We start from the raw sequence: 17632 nt of genomic DNA, 5'->3' as shown, positions 1-17632 counted from the left end.
CATGCTGGCCAAACTGTCCGCCTTCAAACCCAATCCCGCCAGCGACACGCCGCTCTACATGCAACTGGCGAACATGCTGTCGGACGGCATCGCCAGCGGCGACTGGCGCGCCAACCAGGCCTTGCCCTCGGAGCGCGTGCTGTCGGACATCCTGGAAATTTCGCGCGTGACGGCGCGCAAGGCCATCGACATGCTGTGCGACCGGGGCATGCTGACGCGCAAGCGCGGCTCGGGCACCTACATCACGCCCAAGCTGGAACAGCCGCTGTCGCGCCTGACGAGCTTTTCGGAAGAATTGCGCCAGCGGGGCTTCACGGCCGGCTCGCGCTGGCTGCAGCGCGACATCGGCTCGGCCGCGCCGCTGGAACTGCTGTCGCTGGGACTGTCGCCGCACATGCCGGTGGCGCGTTTGCGCCGCCTGCGCACGGCCGACGAAGTGGTGATGGCGATCGAGACGACCACCATCCCCGCCCTGTACATGCCGGACCCGCAGCAAGTCACCGATTCGCTGTACGGCTACCTGGAGTCGCGCGGCACCATCCCGATGCGCGCGCTGCAGCATATCCGCGCCGTCAACGCCACGGCGGAACAGGCCAAGCTGGCCAATATCAAGACGGGTGAAGCCATGCTGCACATCACCCGTGTCAGTTATCTCGACAACGGCGCAGCGGTGGAACTGACCCACTCGTATTGCCGCAGTGATTATTATGAATTCGTAGCGGAGTCGCGCAGATGAGCAGCACTATCAAAGGCAATATCCTTACCCCCGGCGGCTGGATCCACGGCGCCATCGCCTTCGGCGAGCGCGTCGACAGCATCGAGGGCGATTCCCTCCACCCGTCGAACAACAGCGACGACTATATCTTGCCCGGTTTTATCGACCTGCACGTGCATGGCGGCGCCGGCAAGGACATCATGGAAGGCGGCGAAGCCGTCTACACCATCGCGGCCATCCATGCGCGCCACGGCACCACCAGCCTGCTGGCCACCACCATGACGGCGCCGCCGGAAGACATCGACATGGCCTTGACGGCCATCGGCATCGCCGCCAACAACCGCCGCCCGAACACGGCGCGCGTGCTGGGCGCCCACCTGGAAGGCCCGTACATCAATTCCGGCAAGCTCGGGGCGCAGCCGAACTACGCGCGCGCCGCCACGCTGGCCGAAATCGAACGCCTGCAAACGCTGGCCAGGCTGCGCGTCATTACCGTGGCGCCGGAAATCGCCGGCCACCTGGATTTGGTGCGGGCCCTGGCCGACGCCGGCGTGCGCGTGCAGATCGGCCACACGCTGGGCTCCTATGAAGACGGCGTGGCCGCGCTGGAGCACGGCGCGGTGGGCTTCACGCACCTGTTCAACGCCATGAGCGGCCTGCATCACCGCGAGCCGGGCATGGTCGGCGCCGCCCTCGCGCACGCCGAATACGCGGAACTGATCCCCGACCTGCTGCACGTACATCCGGGCGCCATCAAGGTGGCCCTGCGCGCGATCCCGCGCCTGTACTGCGTCACCGATTCGACCGCCGCCACCGGCATGCCGGACGGCGAATACATGCTGGGCCGCCACGCCGTGCAGAAATGCATGGGCGGCGTGCGCCTGCCCGACGGCACGCTGGCGGGCAGCACCCTGACCCTGGACCAGGCGCTGCGCAACCTGGTGGGACTGGGACTGGACCTGGCCGACGCGTCCAAGCGCGTGTCGACCAATGCCGCCGATTACCTGGGCCTGGAAGAACGCGGCCGGCTGGCCCCCGGCACTTACGCCGATCTGGTAGTACTCGATCGCGATCTCAAACTCAAAGCAGTGTATATAGAAGGAGAAATCTGTGACCTCAATGATGCTTAAAGAAGCCGTTTCCGCCGCCGAATGCGTCGCCCTGCAACTGGCCAGCGACACCGAACGCTACGCGGAACTGGGCCGCAAATTGAGGAGCACCTCGTTCTCGACCGCGCTGACCATCGCGCGCGGCAGCTCCGACCACGCCTGCAACTACGTCGCCTACCTGATCATGGCGCGCCTGGGCCGCGTCGTCGCGTCCCTGCCGATGTCGCTGGTGACCCTGAACAAGTCGCCGCTGGTGACGCGCGACACGCTGGCCATCTCGATCTCGCAATCGGGCCAGAGCCCGGACGTGGTCGAACCGATCCGCTACTTCCGCGACGGCGGCGCCACCACCGTGGCCCTCGTCAACGACATCGATTCGCCGCTGGCGCACGCCGCCGAATGGGCCATGCCCCTGCGCGCCGGCAAGGAACAAAGCGTCGCCGCCACCAAGAGCTTCATCACCAGCCTGGTCGCCGGCGCGCGCATGGTAGCCCAGTGGCAGAACGATCCCGAACTGCTGGGGGGCCTGGAAGCGCTGCCCGAAGCGCTGCTCGAAGCGACCCGCGTCGACTGGTCGCCCGCCATCGACGTGCTGGCCCCGGCCCGCAACATCATGGTCGTCGGACGCGGCATCAGCTTCCCCGTGGCGCTGGAATCGGCCCTGAAATTCAAGGAAACCTCGGCCCTCCAGGCGGAAGCGTTCAGCGGCGCCGAAATCAAGCACGGCCCCATGGCCCTGATCGAAGACGGCTACCCGCTGCTGATTTTTGCAACCCGTGGCCCGACCCAGGCCGGCCTGCTGCAGCTGGCAACAGAGATGCGCGGCCGCGGCGCCAAGGTCTTGCTGGCAGCCCCCGCCGACGTGGCCGAGCGCGACCTGACCCTGCCCGTGGCGGCCACGCCCGATCTCGATCCGATCGTCGCCATCCAGTCGTTCTACGTGATGGCGGCGAAGCTGTCGGCCGCGCGCGGCATGGACCCGGATGCGCCGCGCCACTTGAGCAAGGTAACAAAAACAAACTAAGCAACAAGTAGTAACTTACGCCCCCCCAAAGGCAGAGACGGGGGTCGGACCCTGAGGGTCCGACCCCGGCACTTGCGGGGTCAGTCGCCAGGATAATAATAATGATCAAGAGACTGTTGGCAGTGTTTGCCTGCGCGGGCCTGCTCGCGCCACAGGCATGGGCTGCCGAGAAAATCGAATTCTGGACCTTCAGCATGAAGCCCAAGTTCACGCCGTATTTCAATGCGGTGATGGCGCGCTATGAGGCGCAAAATCCCGGCGTCAAAATCGAATGGATCGACTTCCCGTGGGACATCATCCAGACCAAGCTGGTCACGCGCATCGTGGCCGGCACGCCGCCCGCGCTGGTCAGCCTGAACGTGCCCTGGGCCGATGAATTTGCGCGCGACGGCTTGCTCACACAAGTCGATGGCCTGATCGCGCCTGCGCGCGCCAGCTACATTCCCAGCGCCCTGGCGGACTTGCGCTTCAAGGGCCGCACCTACGGCTTCCCCATGTACAGCAATGTCGCGGTGATTGCCTTCAATACCGCCATTTTCAAGCAGGCGGGGCTCACGCGCGGCCCCGCCAGCCTCGATGAACAGCTGGCGTTTGCGCGCCAGATCGCGCAGCGCACGGGCAAGGCCGGCATCGCTCCCGCCCTGTCGAAAATCGACGGCCTGTTCATGCAGCAGGGCCTGGCCGTCATCACCGACAACCGCGCCGTCTTCAATTCGCCGCGGCACGTGGCGCTGGTGCAAAAGCTGGCCGACACCTACAAGGTCGGCGGCCTGCTGAAAGAAAGCCTGTTCGCCGAAGACAATTTCCCGGCCGTGATCGACGCCTACAAGGGCGGCCGCCTGGGCATGCTGCTGGCGCCGCCGACGGCCATGCAGCGCATCCGCGGCGACGCGAAAGACATTTACGCCATCACCGACGTGGCGCCCGCGCCGCTGGGCCCCACCGGCATCGCCGACGGCGGCTGGCTGGTGCACTTCGCCATCCCGAAAGGCGTGCCGGCAAGCCTGCTGCCCTCGGTGGGCAAGTTCGCGCGCTTCCTGACGAACGATGACAACCAGCTGGCCTTCGCCAAACAGGCCAGCGTCTTTCCCACCACCGTCAAGGCGGCCGCCGACCCGTTTTTCCTCGCCACGCCGAAGAACGCGGGCGCGGCCGAAAAGGCGGTGGCCGCCGGCGCCCTGTCGATGGGCCACTCGCGCACCCTGTACGTGGCCGGCATCGACGACTACGACGAGCTGCGCCGCTCGCTGGTGAAAGCCGTCGAGGCGGGCGTGACGGGCAAGCAGGACGTGCAGCAGGCGCTGGACCAGGCCGTCGCCATCTGGAACCGCAAGCTGGCCACCCTGCCGCGCCACTAAGGACACCATGAAACTCGCCCACCGCCACACCGTGCAAGCCTGGCTGTTCCTCGCCCCGGCCCTGCTGCTGCTGGCCGCCTTTTCCTTCTGGCCCGTCGGCTACGGCTCCGTGCTGGCGTTTACCGATTACAGCCTGATACGCGAGACGCGCTTCGTCGGCCTCGACAACTTCCGCTACATCTTCAACAACGAGATGTTCGTCTCGGGCCTGAAGAATTCGCTGATGTTTTTGCTGATGGTGCCCTTCGTGCAGGTGGGCGCCATCACCCTGGCCGTGCTGGTGAACAACCGCCTGCCCGGCATCCGTTTGTTCCGCGCCGCCTTCTACGTGCCCGTGGTGACCACCGTGTCCGTCGTCGGCATCATGTGGGGCTTCATGTTTCACGAACAGGGCGCCCTGAACTACGTGATGATGACCTTGAAGCTGGTGAACGCGCCCGTGGGCTGGCTGTCGAACGACAGCCTGGCCCTGTTCGCCGTCATGTTCGTCACCCTGTGGCGCGGCCTGGGCTGGTACATGGTGATGTACCTGGCGGCGCTGCAATCGATTCCGTCGGACATGCAGGAAGCGGCCATGCTCGACGGCGCCAACCGCTGGCAGCGCTTCTGGAAGATCACCGTGCCCATGCTGCGCCCGACCATCATGCTGTGCTCCATCCTGTCCGTGCTGGCGGCCCTGAAGGCTTACCAGGAAGTCGACGTGCTGACCCAGGGCGGCCCGATGAATTCCACCTTCACGGCGCTGTATTACGCGTATGACCAGGGCCTCAAACACTTGAAGCTGCCGCGCGCGCTGGCCGCCAGCTTCGTCGTGTCCCTATTCTGCATCGGTATCGCCCTGCTGTGCCTGCGCTACCTCAAACCCAAGCACCGCTGACCGGGGAATGACCATGAAAATCCGTTCCCGCCCCCTGAAAACGCGCCTGCACATACTGGGCCACTATGCCGTGCTGTGCGCGATCGCCGTCGTCTGCGTCTTCCCGTTCTGGTGGACGCTGGTGACGGCCATTTCCACGGAAGGCAATATCTTCGCCTTCCCGCCCACCTTCTGGCCGAAGGCACCGTCCTTCGAGAACTTCATCGAAGTGTTCAACGCGATTCCCATCTGGTCGTTCTTCAAGAACTCCGTGCTGATCGCCGTGTTCACCGTGTTCTGGAAACTGCTGCTGTGCTCACTGGCCGCGTATCCGCTGGCGCGCCTGAAATTCCGCGGCCGCAAACTTGTGTTCGGCCTGATCCTCGCCACCTTGGTGCTGCCGTCGGAGGTGAACTTCCTCGTCAACTTCATCACCATCACGCAAATGAGCCTGGTCGACACCTACACGGGCGTGATCCTGCCCAACGTGGTGACGGCCGTGGCCATCTTGCTGCTCAAGCAGGCGTTCGAGGAAGTGCCGCAAGACCTGATCGACGCGGCCAGGGTCGATGGCGCCTCCGAATGGGTGATCTTCAGCCGCATCATGCTGCCGCTGATTACGCCGTGGCTGGCCACCGTCGGCATCCTGACGGCCGTCGAATCGTGGAACGAGTACATCTGGCCGTCCATCGTCATGAGCAAGCCCGATGAATTCCCGCTTTCTGTCGGCGTGCTGTATTTGCGCGGCACCTTCGGCAGCAGCACGCGCGTGATCGCCGCAGGCACATTGATCACCATCGTGCCAACCCTGCTGGCGTTTTTGTTCACCCAGCGCTTCTTCATGCGCGGCATGGACGGCGCCGTCAAATGAGCGCCGCCATCGCCACCGACCTGCGCCTGCTGGCTGGCCAGCTGCTGATGACGGGCATCGCCGGCACCGGGCTCGATGCGGCCACGGCGCAATGGCTGCGGCAGAATGGCATCCGCGCCGTGTGCCTGCGCGCGGCCAATCTGCGCGATGCGGCGCAGCTGACGCGCCTGAGCATGGACTTGCGCCGCGCCCTGGGTCCGCAGGCGCTGATCGCCATCGACCCGGCCGGCATGCCTCCCGCTTATCCGGCCTGGCTGCCGCAGCCACCGGACGCCATGGACCTGTGCGCCCTTGGCGACGCGGAACTGGCCAACGGCACGGGCGCGGCGACGGCGCGCGGCTTGCGCGCACTGGGCATCAACTGGCTGCTGGCGCCCCTGATCAATCTCGATACGGCTGCCGGACAGGCGCCGGGCGCGGCGCAGGCGTTTGGCGGCGATCCGGCACAAGCGGCCGCCATGGCGCACGCATGGACGGCGGGCTGCCAGGCCGAGGGCGTGGCGTGCTGCGCCAGGCTGTACCTGCCGCAGCACGGCGCCGGCAGTCCTCTCCCCAGCGTCGACAAGACCCGCTCGCAGCTGGAAGAACACGATTTCGTGCCGTTTCGCCGGGCCGCCGCGCAGACGGCCTCGATGATGAGCGCGCACGTGGCCTATCCGGCCCTCGATGAAAACCAGCCCGCCAGCCTGTCGCACGCGGTGATGCACGGCGTGCTGCTCGCGCCGGGCATCGATGCGCAGGGCGGGTATGTCGGCGCGCGCGCCCTGGCCGCCGGCGCCGACATGGCGCTGCTGGCCGATGCCGCGCAGCTGCCGGCCGCGCTGGACGCCGTCGGCGCCGCGCTGGCCTCTGGCGCCCTGCCGCTGCAGGCGGTGGGCACGCGGCTGCAGCGCCTGGCCGCGATGGCCGCACGCTACCCGGCCGGCGCCGGCGTGTACGCGCAGGAGGCGGCCGACCGCATCATCATGGCCGAGGCCAGGCGGCGCTGCCAGTGAGCGCCGCCCTTGCCACCGAATCAAACCGCACTTTCAAGACGACCCGAGGAAGCATCCATGAATGACAAGACCAGCAGCAGCAACAGTAGCAAGGGCGGCGTCCGCAGCCCGATTTCGTGGGTGCCCACCTTGTACTTCGCCCAGGGCTTGCCGTTTTACGCGGTCGCCCTGGTGGCCGGCCTGATGTTCAAGAGCATGGGCGTGCCGAACGACCAGATCGCCCGCTGGACGGGCCTGATCGGCTTCGCCTGGGTCTTCAAGTCGCTGTGGAGCCCCTTCCTGGAGCTGGCGTCGAGCAAGAAGACCATGGTGGTGCTGTTCCAGTTCGCCGGTGGCCTGAGCCTGGGCCTGATCGCGCTGGCGCTGCAAACGCCGCTGTGGTTCGCCGCCTGCATCGCCGTGCTGTTCGTCGCCGCGCTGGCCTCGTCCACGCACGACATCGTCTGCGACGGCCTGTACATCGCCAGCCTGTCCGACAAGCAGCAGGCGGCCTACGCGGGCTGGCAGGGCGCCTTCTTCAATGCGGGCAAATTCATCTCGCTGGGCGGCCTGGTGATCCTGGCCGGCTACCTGGAAAAAAACATCGGCGTCAAACCCGCCTGGTCGGTGATTTTCCTGATCATCGGCGCCATGATGGTGTCGCTGGCCGCCTACCACCTGTGGGCGCTGCCGCAGGTGCGCAACGCGGCCGTGGCCGACAAGAGCGTGGCTGGCATCAGCCGCACCCTGTGGGACGTGCTGGTGGACTTCCTGAAAAAACCGGGCATCTGGGGCATGATCGCCTTCATCATCCTGTTCCGCGCGGGCGAGGCGCAAGTGCAGACCATCGGCCCGCTGTTCCTGCGCGAAGCGCGCGAACTGGGCGGCCTGGGCCTGTCGACGACGGAAGTGGGCGCCGTGTACGGCACGGCCGGCACGGTCGCCTTCCTGCTGGGCAGCATCGGCGGCGGCTATTTCACGTCCTGGCTGGGCCTGAAGCGCGCCATGCTGTTCCTGATCCTGGCCATGAACTTGCCGAACCTGGTGTTCTACTACCTGAGCCACAGCATGCCCACCGATCTGACCCTGATCACGGCCGCGCTCAGCGTGGAGATGTTCGGCTATGGCTTCGGCTTCGTCGGCCTGATCCTGTTCATGATGCAGGTGGTCTCCGTCGGCAAGTACCAGACGGCCCACTATGCGTTTGCCACCGGCGTGATGCAGCTGGGCTTCGTGCTGTTCAAGATGATCAGCGGCGACATCCAGACGGCGCTCGGCTACAAGACCTTTTTCCTGTGGGTGCTGGTGTCGGCCCTGCCCGTCCTGATCCTGTCGCGCTTCATGCGCATCGGCCCCAAGGACGCCGCCGGCAAGCCCGACCTGAGCAAGGCCGATTCCCCCCAGGCGCCAGCCAGCGCCAGCTAAGATAGATCCACTCCATGGCACACATCGTTTTAAAGAATATCGTCAAGCTGTACGATGACAAGCACCCGGTCATCCACGGCATCGACCTCGATATCCGCGACGGCGAATTCGTCGTCTTCGTGGGACCTTCCGGTTGCGGTAAGTCAACCCTGCTGCGCATGATCGCGGGCCTGGAAGACATCACGGATGGCGAGCTGCATATCGGCGGCAAGCTGGCCAACGATATCGCGCCGGCCGAGCGGGGCCTGGCCATGGTCTTCCAGAGCTACGCCCTGTATCCGCACATGACGGTGTTCGAGAACATGGCCTTCGCCCTCTCCCTGGCCGGGCATAAAAAGGCCGAGGTGCGCGCCGCCGTCGAGCGCGCGGCCGAGATCCTGCAGATCACGCCTTTGCTCAAGCGCAAACCGAAGGACTTGTCGGGCGGCCAGCGCCAGCGCGTGGCCATCGGCCGCGCCATCGTGCGCAAACCGCAGGTATTCCTGTTCGACGAACCGCTGTCGAACCTCGACGCCTCGCTGCGCGTGCAGATGCGCGTGGAAATCTCGCGCCTGCACCAGGAACTCAAGACCACCATGATCTACGTCACGCACGACCAGGTCGAGGCCATGACCCTGGGCGAGCGCATCGTCGTGTTCAACGGCGGGCGCATCGAGCAGGTAGGCAGTCCGCACGAGTTGTATAACAATCCCGGCAACCTGTTCGTCGCCGGCTTCCTCGGCGCGCCGAAGATGAACTTCATCGCTTGCGAGGCCGTCGCGGCCAGCCCCGGCTCCGTGGCCGTGCGCCTGCCCGGCGGCGCCGTGATCGACGTCGAAGCGCAGGGCGGGAGCGTGGCGCCGGGCAACCGGCTGACCCTGGGCGTGCGGGCCGAGCATGTCAGCCTGCAGCACGGGGACGATGCAGGCGACAACCTCGTCGACGCGGCCGTCAGCCACGTCGAATACCTGGGCGACGTGGCCATCGTTTACGCCAGCATGCCGGGCGTGAGCGAAATGCTGGCCGTCAAGCTGCCGGCCGAGGAAGGCTTGCGCCAGGCGGGCGACGCCATGCGCCTGCATCTGCCGCCGCAGCGCTGCCTGCTGTTCGATGCAAAAGGGCAAGCCCTGGCGCGCACGTTTGCCGCACCCGCTCAGCCGTTTATGTGACAATAGCCGCTTTGTATCATGCCGCTTCTGTTTGACTTACGCAGGCAGAACGGCAGAAATGTGTTTTTTCGAGCTTCCTTGCCCCTCTGGCAATGCCACTGCACGATGTTGCGGCTGCCACTGCAGGTGCGTATTTTTGTTATTGATTGAAGGATAACCCATGTCCCAATTCCGTCTTGCCCGTCTTAGCCTGCTCCTGGCCGCCATCGGCCTGAACTGCCTGCCCACCCTGTCGCACGCGCAGGATGCCAAGCCGGCTGCCGCCGCTGCCGCTCCAGCCGACACGGTGCGTCCTGAAGTGTTCAAACTGCTCGATCCAGCCGCCGTGAAGGCCTCGATGGATGCCAAAAACTACGCCGACGTGCAAAGCCGCATCGACCAGGCTGCCGCCATTCCGGCCCTGACGCCCTACGAATTGTTCGTGCTGAACCGCCTGCGCGTGGCGCTGGCCTCGACCACCAACAATGCGGCCATGGCCATGACGGCGCTGGAAGCGGTGATCGAATCGGGCAAGCTGGACAAGAAATCGGAAGGCGACTTCATCCAGGCACTGGCGAACTACCACTACAACGCCAAGGATTACCCGAACGCCATCAAATGGTTCACCCGTTACCAGACGACAACGGGCGACGTGGCGACCGTACGTCCCTACATCATCCGCGCCTATTACTTCAGCAATGATTTCGCGCGCGCCAAGCAGGAACTGATGGCCGACGTGACGGCCAAGCAGCAGGCGGGCAAGACGCCGAGCATCGAAGAACTGCAATTGCTGGCCAACACGGGCTCGAAAAGCAAGGATCCGGCCACCTACCTGATCGCCATGGAAAACCTGGTGCGCTACTACCCGTCGGACGACTACTGGAGCGACCTGCTGGGCCGTCTGCAGGGCAAGGCCGGCTATTCGGACCGCTTCGCGCTGGACGTGCTGCGCCTGCAATTCAAGGCCGTCGACACCATGCCGCCACAGGATTACAGCGACATGGCTGAAATCGCCTTGCAGAACGCCTTCCCGACGGAAGCGAAAAAAGTCCTCGACGCCGGCTTTGCCAAAGGCGTGCTGGGCACGGGCGCGAATGCCGCCAAGCACAAGAAACTGCGCGACCAGGCCGCCAAGGCTGCCGCCGACGATGCGAAAAACATCGCCAGCGGCGAAGCGTCGGCCATGAAGAGCAAGGATGGCACGGGCTTGATCAACCTCGGTTACGCCTTCGTGACGATGGACCAGTTCGACAAAGGTATCGACCTGATCCAGAAAGGCATCGCCAAGGGCGGCCTGAAGCGTGCTGAAGACGCCAAGCTGCGCCTCGGCTATTCCTACGCCATGGCCGGCAAGAAAGATGAAGCCATCAAGGTCCTGGAAACGGTCAAGGGCGGCGATGGCGTGGGCGACCTGGCACGCTACTGGATCCTGTGGCTGAACCGTCCTGCCACGGCAGCGGCGGCACCGGCAGCAGCGGCCCAGTAATTCCTGCTCCCTGCCACATGCGCAAGGCAGTTCCCGGCTCAGGCCGGGGCTGCTTTTTTTTCGACTTTTTTTCATCCTGCCATGCCGCCAGCCACCGCCCCCGCACCCGCACCTGAACGATTGATCAGCCTGGACGCCTTCCGCGGCTTCGTCATCGTCACCATGATCTGGGTCAACTACCTGGCCGGCATGCCCGGCATTGCCTTCTGGCTCGAACATGCGGGACCGCGCGCCGACGGCATCACCGTGCCCGACCTGGTCTTTCCCGGCTTTCTGTTCATGGTCGGCATGGCCATTCCGCTGGCCTTGCAGCGTCATTGCGGCCACGTCACGCCGGCCCTGCTGGGACGCCTGCTGTGGCGCTCCGCCAGCCTGATGCTGGCCGGCGTGGTGCTGGCGAACGCCTACCGCTACGATGCGCAGGCGGCGCCGCTGCCGCACGCCGTCTACTTCCTGCTGTTTTATATGGCCATGATACTGCTGTGGCGCCAGGGCGCGGGCAAGCTGGAGCTGGCCGCGGGCGGCGTGCTGATGCTGTTCCTATTGGCAACTTTTCGAGGGGAATTGAACAGCGAGTTTTCCAGCACCTGGCTGCAGCCGTCGTGGTGGGGCATCCTCGGCATGATAGGCTGGGCGTATCTGCTGTGCAGCCTGCTGTACCTGGCATGCCAGGGTAGCGGCACGGCGCTGATGGGCGTATTTTCCCTGCTGATCGTGCTGTACATGGGGGGCACGGCGGGCAGCCTGGATTTCTTGCCGGCTGGCGTGAACGCCATCGTCAACGTGCCGCAAGTGCTCGGTTCGACGGCGGCCAATGTGCTGGCCGGCACCCTGGTGGGCCAGCTGTTCCTGCGCGGCGCCGCCCTGAGCCATGGGCAGCGCATCCGTTTCATGGCGTGGTTCGCCCTGGGCTTGCTGGCGGCCGGCCTGCTGCTGCGGCCGTATCACCACATCAACAAGATCGCGGCGACGGAATCGTACACACTCGTGTGCAGCGCCCTCATCCTGGCCCTGTTCCTCGTGTTTTATGTCGTCATCGACGTGTGGCGCTGGCGCGCCTGGGCCGTGGTATTGTTGCCTGCCGGCACCAATGCCCTGTTCGCCTACATCGTGCCCGACCTGTGGCAGCAACTGGCGGCCGTGCTGCACCTGCCGCGCTTCTGGTGGCCGTATCTGGCCACCGGCGGCGCGGCCGGCCTGTGGAATGCCGCCGCCGTCACCGCCCTGATGCTGGCCTTCACCGCGCTGGCCACGCGCTACGGATTAAAACTGAAGTTCTAGACCTTGATATAGATCTTGCGCTTGTCCATGGCGTAGGCGATCAGCCAGCACAGCAGCATGAAGCTGATGGCAAACAGCAGCGAGCCCACGCGCGCCGGCGCCCAGCCCGTGAACCACTGCTGGTACAGCCACTGGTACAGATTGCCGCTGCCGATGCGCACGGTAAACGCGATGATCACCAGCACTTCCGACACCAGGTAGATGAACAGGGTGTTCTTGCCGAAGACTTCAAAAAAGTAGGTCCAGCCCGTCATTTGACGCACGTCAATGATGAACATCAACAGTGCCAGCAGCAGCAAGTCCAGGCCGATGCCCAGCATCACGTAAGAGCTGGTCCACAGCTTCTTGTTAATCGGAAACACCTCGTTCCAGCACAAGGCCACCGCCACGCACATGGCGCCGGCCACGGCCAGCTGAACCAAGCTTGAACGCAGCCGTGCCGGCGCCGTCTGGCGCAGGAAACTGCCCGCCAGATAGCCGGCAATCACATTGACGATGGCCGGCAAGGTGCCCAGCACGCCCTCCGGGTCGAAGGCGATGCCTTCGCCGTGGTACAAATGGCTGTCGCCCAGCAAGATCAGGTCCAGCTTGGCCGGCGCGTTGCCGTGCAGGCTGTAGTCGCCAAAGCATGCCAGGATGGCCCAGTAGCCGAGCAAGGCGCAGGCGCTGAAGACGAGCGCGCCGCGCGTCTTCCAGTAATGGAGGATCAGGGCGGCGGCCAGGTAGCACACGGCGATGCGCTGCAGCACGCCGGGAATGCGCGTGTGCGACAGCGGCGACCAGGCGAACTGGCCCGCATCGTCGATCTTAAAGAAGGGAAACCAGTACAGCAAAAAGCCCAGCAGAAAGATCAGCGCGCTGCGCTTGCACAGCTTGGCCAGCACGGCGCCATGACCCAGGTTTTCATACTTGCCCAGCGCAAAGGCCAGCGCATTGCCGACAACAAACAAAAAGCTGGGAAAGACCAGGTCCGTCACAGTAAAACCATGCCATTCGGCATGCAGGAACGGCGCATACACGCTGCCCCAGTCGCCGGGCGTATTGACGACGATCATCAGGGCGACGGTCAAGCCGCGCAGGACGTCGAGGGCGAGGTAGCGCTGGTTCATGGCTGCGCCCCCTTCAGGACAGGCGCCAGGGCCGAGCCCAGCACATGTTGCGCATCGCCGCTCAATTCCCAGAACATGCCACCGCGCAAGCCCTTGTCGCGGATATAGCGCACTTTGTGGGCCACCGACTGCGCATCTTCATAGCTGATGAACACGCCGCTGTCGCGGTTGTACAGATACGGCACTTGCGACGCGGCATTCCAATGGCGCAGGAAGCCCCGCGCGCCCTGGCCTTCGACCAGATACCCTTGCTCCAGCAGATGCCGGTAAGCAAATGTCGGCGTAGCGTCATTGCCGCTGGCCGCTCCCTGGCAAGGCTGGTACAGGCCATCGCCACGGGGGCCGGCGGCGCACTGCTTCCAGCCATAGCCATAGAAGGGCACGCCCAGCACCAGCTTGGCCGCCGGCACGCCGGCGCGCAGGAAACGCGTCACGGTGGCGTCCGCATACAGGTGCTTGTCGCGCTGCGGGTCGGCGGGGTCGGCGTACAGGGGCGCCAGCTGGCCGTTCTCGGCATCCCACACGCCGCGGTAGTCGTACGTCATCAAGTTGATCCAGTCTAGCTGCGCCGCCAGGCGGACGATCCAGCCGGGCGCGGCGTCGCTGTCATCGGTCAGGCTGGCATGCGCGCCGGCGGCGATGGTGATCAGGTAATGGCGGCCGGCCGCCTGCTTGCCAGCCTGGTCGAAGGCGCTGCGCAGTTCGCTGGCCAGGCGCACATAGTTTTCCTTGTCGTCGCTGCGGTGGCAGAGGCGGCCTTCGATACAGGGAATGCCTCCCGTGGCCGGATGTTCCCAGTCGATATCGATGCCATCAAGGCCATGGCGGCGCACCAGCTCCAGCGCGGAAGCGATAAACGCCTGGCGCGCGGCCGGCGTGGCGGCCACGTCCGAAAAACGGTTCGACCAGATCCAGCCGCCCACCGACAGCAGGACGCGCAGCCGTGGATGACTTTGCTTGAGCGCATTGAGCTTGCGCAAGTTGTCGGCGTCGGCTTGCGGCGCCGGCAGCACGATGCTGCCATTGGCCGGCCGGGATGGCTGGCCGGCTGCATCGAGGCAGGCGCTCACGCCGCCGCCCTCGGGCGCGGGGTTGCCATGTTCGCCATCCCAGCAAATGTCGGCGAACGCGTACTGGATCAGGCTGACATTGCTGGCACGAATATTGTGCTCGTTAACGGGAAAATCGGCCGATTTCCAGCCGGGATAGTAAGCCACCACTTCCGGCGCCAGGTTCGGCGCGGCGGGAGCGGCGGAAGCGGCCAGTGGCAGCGCGCAGGCGAAGCAAGCCAGCATTGCGTGTAAGGTCATCGGAGGTATCCCAACATATAAAAAAACCATCTTGCAATAAAAAAATGGCGGAGCCAGCTGCGCTCCGCCATTGTCATGCCATCCCGGGTGTCCGCCGGGAGGCATTAACTAAATAAAAACGTATTACATCTTGCCCTGCAGTGCCAGGTAGATCTGACGACCGTTCTTGTAGAACGCGCCTGGCATGTCGGCATAGCCTGCCGTACGGATCTTCGAACGCACCATTGGATTGTTCAGGTCCTTGCCATCGAGCGTGATGGCCAGGTTTTCCGTCAGTTGGTAAGCGATCGATGCCGACAAGGTACCAATCGAACCTTGATAGGCAGCGCTGTTGCGGCTGGTCCCGTTCAAGAAGCCCGAGCGGTAGTTGTAGGTCAGGCGGGCGCTGAACTTGTCGTTTTCAAAGAAGGCGCCGATATTGTAAGCATTGCGCGAAGTACCGATCAACGTGCAATCCTGACGAATTTCATTGGCGCAAGGCGAACCGACAGCGTGACCCGTTTCCTTACCATCCGTGAAGGTATAGTTGGTGTTCACACCAAAACCACCCGGCAGCGCTTGAACATACGCCAGTTCCAGACCCTTGACTTCAGCCGTCGTATTGACCGGCGTACCGATGACATACTCGGTATTCTTTTTTTGCAACTGGTTAAAGTACACACCTTTGGTCGTGCCGTAGGTCACGTAGCCATCGAGTGCCGAGAAGAAGGCATTCGCCGACAACAGCGATTTTGGCGCAAAGTACCATTCCACGCCGATATCGGCATTGTTGGAACGGATAGGACGCAGGTTAGGATTGCCGACCACGCCGAACAGTTGCTGATCGCGCAAGTCCAGGCCCGCCATTTGACCCAGTTCCGGACGCGCCATCGTGCGGCTTGCACCGAAGCGCGCCACGACGTTTTTCGACACGTCCAGGCGGAAGTTTGCACTCGGCAGAATATCGGTGTAACCATTCTTATAGTTACGCACGGTATACACGCCAGCACCATCCATCTCGGAACGGGTCACATCTTCCGTGGTATGCACGACGCGCACGCCGAAGTTACCGGAGAGTGCTTCGGCGCCAAAGTTCGCCATCACATAAGCCGATTGGGTCGGCTCCTTGATGTTGAATTCGTTCTGACGCAGGTGACCCGAGTAATTGGCATACTTGGACAGCCAGCCATTCACGGCATTTTGCGAGAAGGTCCAGAAACCGGCGCCATTCGTGCCCAGATCTTTGAAGCCGCTCGGGAACGCTGTCAGGCCACCGAATGGCAGGTTGGCAGGATTGCCCAGCGCGCCAGCATCCGTGTTGCCGGCAACGTTCGAATTGATGCCGATCGCTTCCAGCGTACGCTTGTGTTCCGCGACACGTGCACCGAACTGCAAGGACGAAATCGATGGCAGATCCAGTTTCAGCGTAGCATCAACCTGGCCATAAGTTTCCTTGTCGACGGCTTTCACGTGCGAGCCATAGGTATATGGGTCAGCTGTGCCGCGAATCGAAAACTGGTCCGCGCCAGGAATCGTGTAGGTAACCGGATTTTCCGAACCGTTCATCTGATAGCTGCCGCCGCGGAATGGCATCCAAACACCCAGCGCGCCACTGACGGTTTCGCCGACACCTTTGGTGGTGCCCAGTTTGCCGGTCAGCACCAGGCGCTCATTGACGCGGAATTTACCGTCGAGGTTGATGAAGTCGGATTTGCTTTTTGCTACGGGACGGCTGAACTCTTCCTGCACCGAACCGGACGTATCGGCGCAGGTCGGGCAATTGGCTGGCACGGTGGTGTTCAGATTGGTGATGACACCGCCGGCAATCGTGCCATTGATATTTGCCGAAGGAAAGCCAGGTGGCGATGCCCACGAGGTACCGAATGCACGACCCAGCGATTGCATGAAGTTATGGTTGATGTTCGGTGCATCCAGTTGCGAATGGAACAGCGTCAGGTCCAGCATGACATCGTTCGACGGTTTCAACTGAATGTCGATCAAGCCGCCATCGCGTGTACGCTTCTGCTCAAACCACGCGGTGCCGCCCAGGAAGTTGGCCATCGAACCAGCCGCGCCCGGGATGGCGCCAGCGATAGGCGTACCAGGCTCAACTTTGTCGTACCACACCTGGTTTTCTTGGCCGTAACGGGTAAGGGTGCGTTTTTGATGGAAACCCTGTACCAGCACACCCAGGGTATTGGTGTCGTTCTTCCAGGCGATCATGCCGCTCAATTGAGGGTCGGTTTTACCGGAATTCGACGAATACACGGCACCGGCGTTAACCTGGCCCGTAAACGACTTTTTGAAGTCCAGCGGTTTGCGCGTCTCGATGTTAACCACGCCTTCGGCGCCGCCTTCCAGCAAATCGGCTTGCGAACCTTTATGCACCGTCACGCGGCCGATCAGTTCCGATGGGAACAGCGAGAAGCTGACGCTGCGGCCACCGCCGATGATGTTGTCGGCGAACCAGTCGCCGCTGCCGACTGCGTGGCCGTTGAAGGTGGTCAGGGTCAGGCCGAACGGCGTGCCACGCAGGGCCACGCGATCATTCTCGCCAAAGCTGCCTTCGCCGCCGCCAGCCGCGGCAACGCTCACGCCTGGCAGGCGTTGCAGCGAGTCAGCGATGTTTTTGTCAGGCATCTTGCCCACGTCTTCAGCCGTGATCACTTCGACCAGGCTGTCAGAATTGCGTTTTTGATTCAAGGATTGTTGCAGCGATGCACGGATACCGGTCACGACGACGGTCTGGCCTTCGTCAACATCAGCCGTCGCTGCCGGCTTGGCCTCTTTGGCCACGGCTTCCTGCGCATGCGCCGAGAAACTCGCGCCGGCCATCAACATAGCCACAGCAGCGGCGATAGGCGTCAAATTGCGTGCTGCAGAGCTAGCTGTCAAATTGCGTTTCATGTACTCCCCCTTGATTTAGGCTCCAGGATTGGAACCTTTTCATTTTTAACGTAGATCTTCTTTCCAGCCCGCCCACTCTCGCCGGCATGCTGCAGACCCTT

The 17632-nt window shown here is 63.7% G+C and carries 14 protein-coding genes; 11 read left to right on the top strand and 3 right to left on the bottom strand.

Going from position 1 to position 17632, the window contains the following annotated elements; all coding sequences use genetic code 11:
* Position 1: 1 nt before the first annotated feature.
* From AC07X6_RS06340 to AC07X6_RS06290, 11 genes are all read left to right on the top strand, one after another.
* Positions 2–736 carry a GntR family transcriptional regulator gene (locus AC07X6_RS06340; RefSeq protein WP_052140116.1) on the top strand — a complete coding sequence of 245 codons (735 nt, stop codon included), beginning with the start codon at positions 2–4 and terminating at the stop codon, positions 734–736.
* On the top strand, positions 733–1845 hold the full coding sequence (gene nagA / locus AC07X6_RS06335; protein ID WP_230538593.1) for an N-acetylglucosamine-6-phosphate deacetylase: 1113 nt from the start codon (positions 733–735) through the stop codon (positions 1843–1845). Before AC07X6_RS06340 ends, nagA begins: the two co-directional genes overlap by 4 nt.
* Positions 1835–2848 (top strand): SIS domain-containing protein, encoded by a 1014-nt coding sequence (locus AC07X6_RS06330; protein ID WP_070221837.1) that lies wholly within the window; start codon positions 1835–1837, stop codon positions 2846–2848. The genes nagA and AC07X6_RS06330 overlap by 11 nt, the downstream gene beginning before the upstream one ends.
* Positions 2849–2949: 101 nt before the next feature.
* Positions 2950–4206 (top strand): ABC transporter substrate-binding protein, encoded by a 1257-nt coding sequence (locus AC07X6_RS06325; RefSeq protein WP_494790420.1) that lies wholly within the window; start codon positions 2950–2952, stop codon positions 4204–4206.
* A 7-nt stretch (positions 4207–4213) separates the two neighbouring features.
* Positions 4214–5083, top strand: a complete 870-nt coding sequence (locus AC07X6_RS06320; protein WP_219310923.1) for a carbohydrate ABC transporter permease — start codon at positions 4214–4216, stop codon at positions 5081–5083.
* 13 nt (positions 5084–5096) lie between these two features.
* Complete coding sequence (locus AC07X6_RS06315; protein WP_230538595.1) at positions 5097–5933, top strand: carbohydrate ABC transporter permease; 837 nt, start codon at positions 5097–5099, stop codon at positions 5931–5933.
* A complete protein-coding gene (locus tag AC07X6_RS06310; RefSeq protein WP_494790419.1) occupies positions 5930–6928 on the top strand; it encodes a glycoside hydrolase family 3 N-terminal domain-containing protein in 999 nt (332 codons plus the stop codon). The genes AC07X6_RS06315 and AC07X6_RS06310 overlap by 4 nt, the downstream gene beginning before the upstream one ends.
* A 57-nt stretch (positions 6929–6985) precedes the next feature.
* Entirely contained in the window at positions 6986–8332 is a 1347-nt protein-coding gene (locus tag AC07X6_RS06305; RefSeq protein WP_230538597.1) for an MFS transporter, read from the top strand.
* A gap of 14 nt (positions 8333–8346) precedes the next feature.
* Positions 8347–9480: an ABC transporter ATP-binding protein gene (locus AC07X6_RS06300; RefSeq protein WP_494790418.1), complete on the top strand. Its 1134-nt coding sequence runs from the start codon at positions 8347–8349 to the stop codon at positions 9478–9480.
* 160 nt (positions 9481–9640) lie between these two features.
* The gene (locus tag AC07X6_RS06295; RefSeq protein ID WP_494790417.1) at positions 9641–10945 is read left to right on the top strand and encodes a tetratricopeptide repeat protein; all 1305 of its coding nucleotides are present in this window, start codon (positions 9641–9643) and stop codon (positions 10943–10945) included.
* 81 nt (positions 10946–11026) lie between these two features.
* Complete coding sequence (locus tag AC07X6_RS06290) at positions 11027–12226, top strand: hypothetical protein (RefSeq protein ID WP_494790416.1); 1200 nt, start codon at positions 11027–11029, stop codon at positions 12224–12226.
* On the opposite strand, the gene AC07X6_RS06285 is transcribed toward AC07X6_RS06290, so the two are convergent.
* The 3 genes from AC07X6_RS06285 to AC07X6_RS06275 form a co-directional block, all read right to left on the bottom strand.
* Positions 12223–13335 carry an acyltransferase family protein gene (locus AC07X6_RS06285; RefSeq protein WP_494790415.1) on the bottom strand — a complete coding sequence of 371 codons (1113 nt, stop codon included), beginning with the start codon at positions 13333–13335 and terminating at the stop codon, positions 12223–12225. The two genes, AC07X6_RS06290 and AC07X6_RS06285, sit on opposite strands and share 4 nt — an antisense overlap.
* Positions 13332–14645, bottom strand: coding sequence for a glycoside hydrolase family 18 protein (locus tag AC07X6_RS06280; protein WP_494790414.1), 1314 nt, complete (start codon positions 14643–14645; stop codon positions 13332–13334). The genes AC07X6_RS06285 and AC07X6_RS06280 overlap by 4 nt, the downstream gene beginning before the upstream one ends.
* 123 nt (positions 14646–14768) lie before the next feature.
* Positions 14769–17531 carry a TonB-dependent receptor gene (locus AC07X6_RS06275; RefSeq protein ID WP_494790413.1) on the bottom strand — a complete coding sequence of 921 codons (2763 nt, stop codon included), beginning with the start codon at positions 17529–17531 and terminating at the stop codon, positions 14769–14771.
* Between the last annotated feature and the right edge of the window lie 101 nt (positions 17532–17632).

The organism is Janthinobacterium sp. GW460-12-1-14-LB5 (assembly GCF_059423585.1).
Note: the sequence above shows the minus strand (reverse complement) of the source record. Positions and strands in the feature narration are given on the sequence as shown.

What these genes read in the sequence shown, in the direction of transcription:
- AC07X6_RS06340 (WP_052140116.1), top strand. Translation starts at nt 2, where the DNA reads ATGCTGGCCAAACTGTCCGCCTTCAAACCCAATCCCGCCAGCGACACG.
- nagA (WP_230538593.1), top strand. Translation starts at nt 733, where the DNA reads ATGAGCAGCACTATCAAAGGCAATATCCTTACCCCCGGCGGCTGGATC.
- AC07X6_RS06330 (WP_070221837.1), top strand. Translation starts at nt 1,835, where the DNA reads ATGATGCTTAAAGAAGCCGTTTCCGCCGCCGAATGCGTCGCCCTGCAA.
- AC07X6_RS06325 (WP_494790420.1), top strand. Translation starts at nt 2,950, where the DNA reads ATGATCAAGAGACTGTTGGCAGTGTTTGCCTGCGCGGGCCTGCTCGCG.
- AC07X6_RS06320 (WP_219310923.1), top strand. Translation starts at nt 4,214, where the DNA reads ATGAAACTCGCCCACCGCCACACCGTGCAAGCCTGGCTGTTCCTCGCC.
- AC07X6_RS06315 (WP_230538595.1), top strand. Translation starts at nt 5,097, where the DNA reads ATGAAAATCCGTTCCCGCCCCCTGAAAACGCGCCTGCACATACTGGGC.
- AC07X6_RS06310 (WP_494790419.1), top strand. Translation starts at nt 5,930, where the DNA reads ATGAGCGCCGCCATCGCCACCGACCTGCGCCTGCTGGCTGGCCAGCTG.
- AC07X6_RS06305 (WP_230538597.1), top strand. Translation starts at nt 6,986, where the DNA reads ATGAATGACAAGACCAGCAGCAGCAACAGTAGCAAGGGCGGCGTCCGC.
- AC07X6_RS06300 (WP_494790418.1), top strand. Translation starts at nt 8,347, where the DNA reads ATGGCACACATCGTTTTAAAGAATATCGTCAAGCTGTACGATGACAAG.
- AC07X6_RS06295 (WP_494790417.1), top strand. Translation starts at nt 9,641, where the DNA reads ATGTCCCAATTCCGTCTTGCCCGTCTTAGCCTGCTCCTGGCCGCCATC.
- AC07X6_RS06290 (WP_494790416.1), top strand. Translation starts at nt 11,027, where the DNA reads ATGCCGCCAGCCACCGCCCCCGCACCCGCACCTGAACGATTGATCAGC.
- AC07X6_RS06285 (WP_494790415.1), bottom strand. Translation starts at nt 13,335, where the DNA reads ATGAACCAGCGCTACCTCGCCCTCGACGTCCTGCGCGGCTTGACCGTC.
- AC07X6_RS06280 (WP_494790414.1), bottom strand. Translation starts at nt 14,645, where the DNA reads ATGACCTTACACGCAATGCTGGCTTGCTTCGCCTGCGCGCTGCCACTG.
- AC07X6_RS06275 (WP_494790413.1), bottom strand. Translation starts at nt 17,531, where the DNA reads ATGAAACGCAATTTGACAGCTAGCTCTGCAGCACGCAATTTGACGCCT.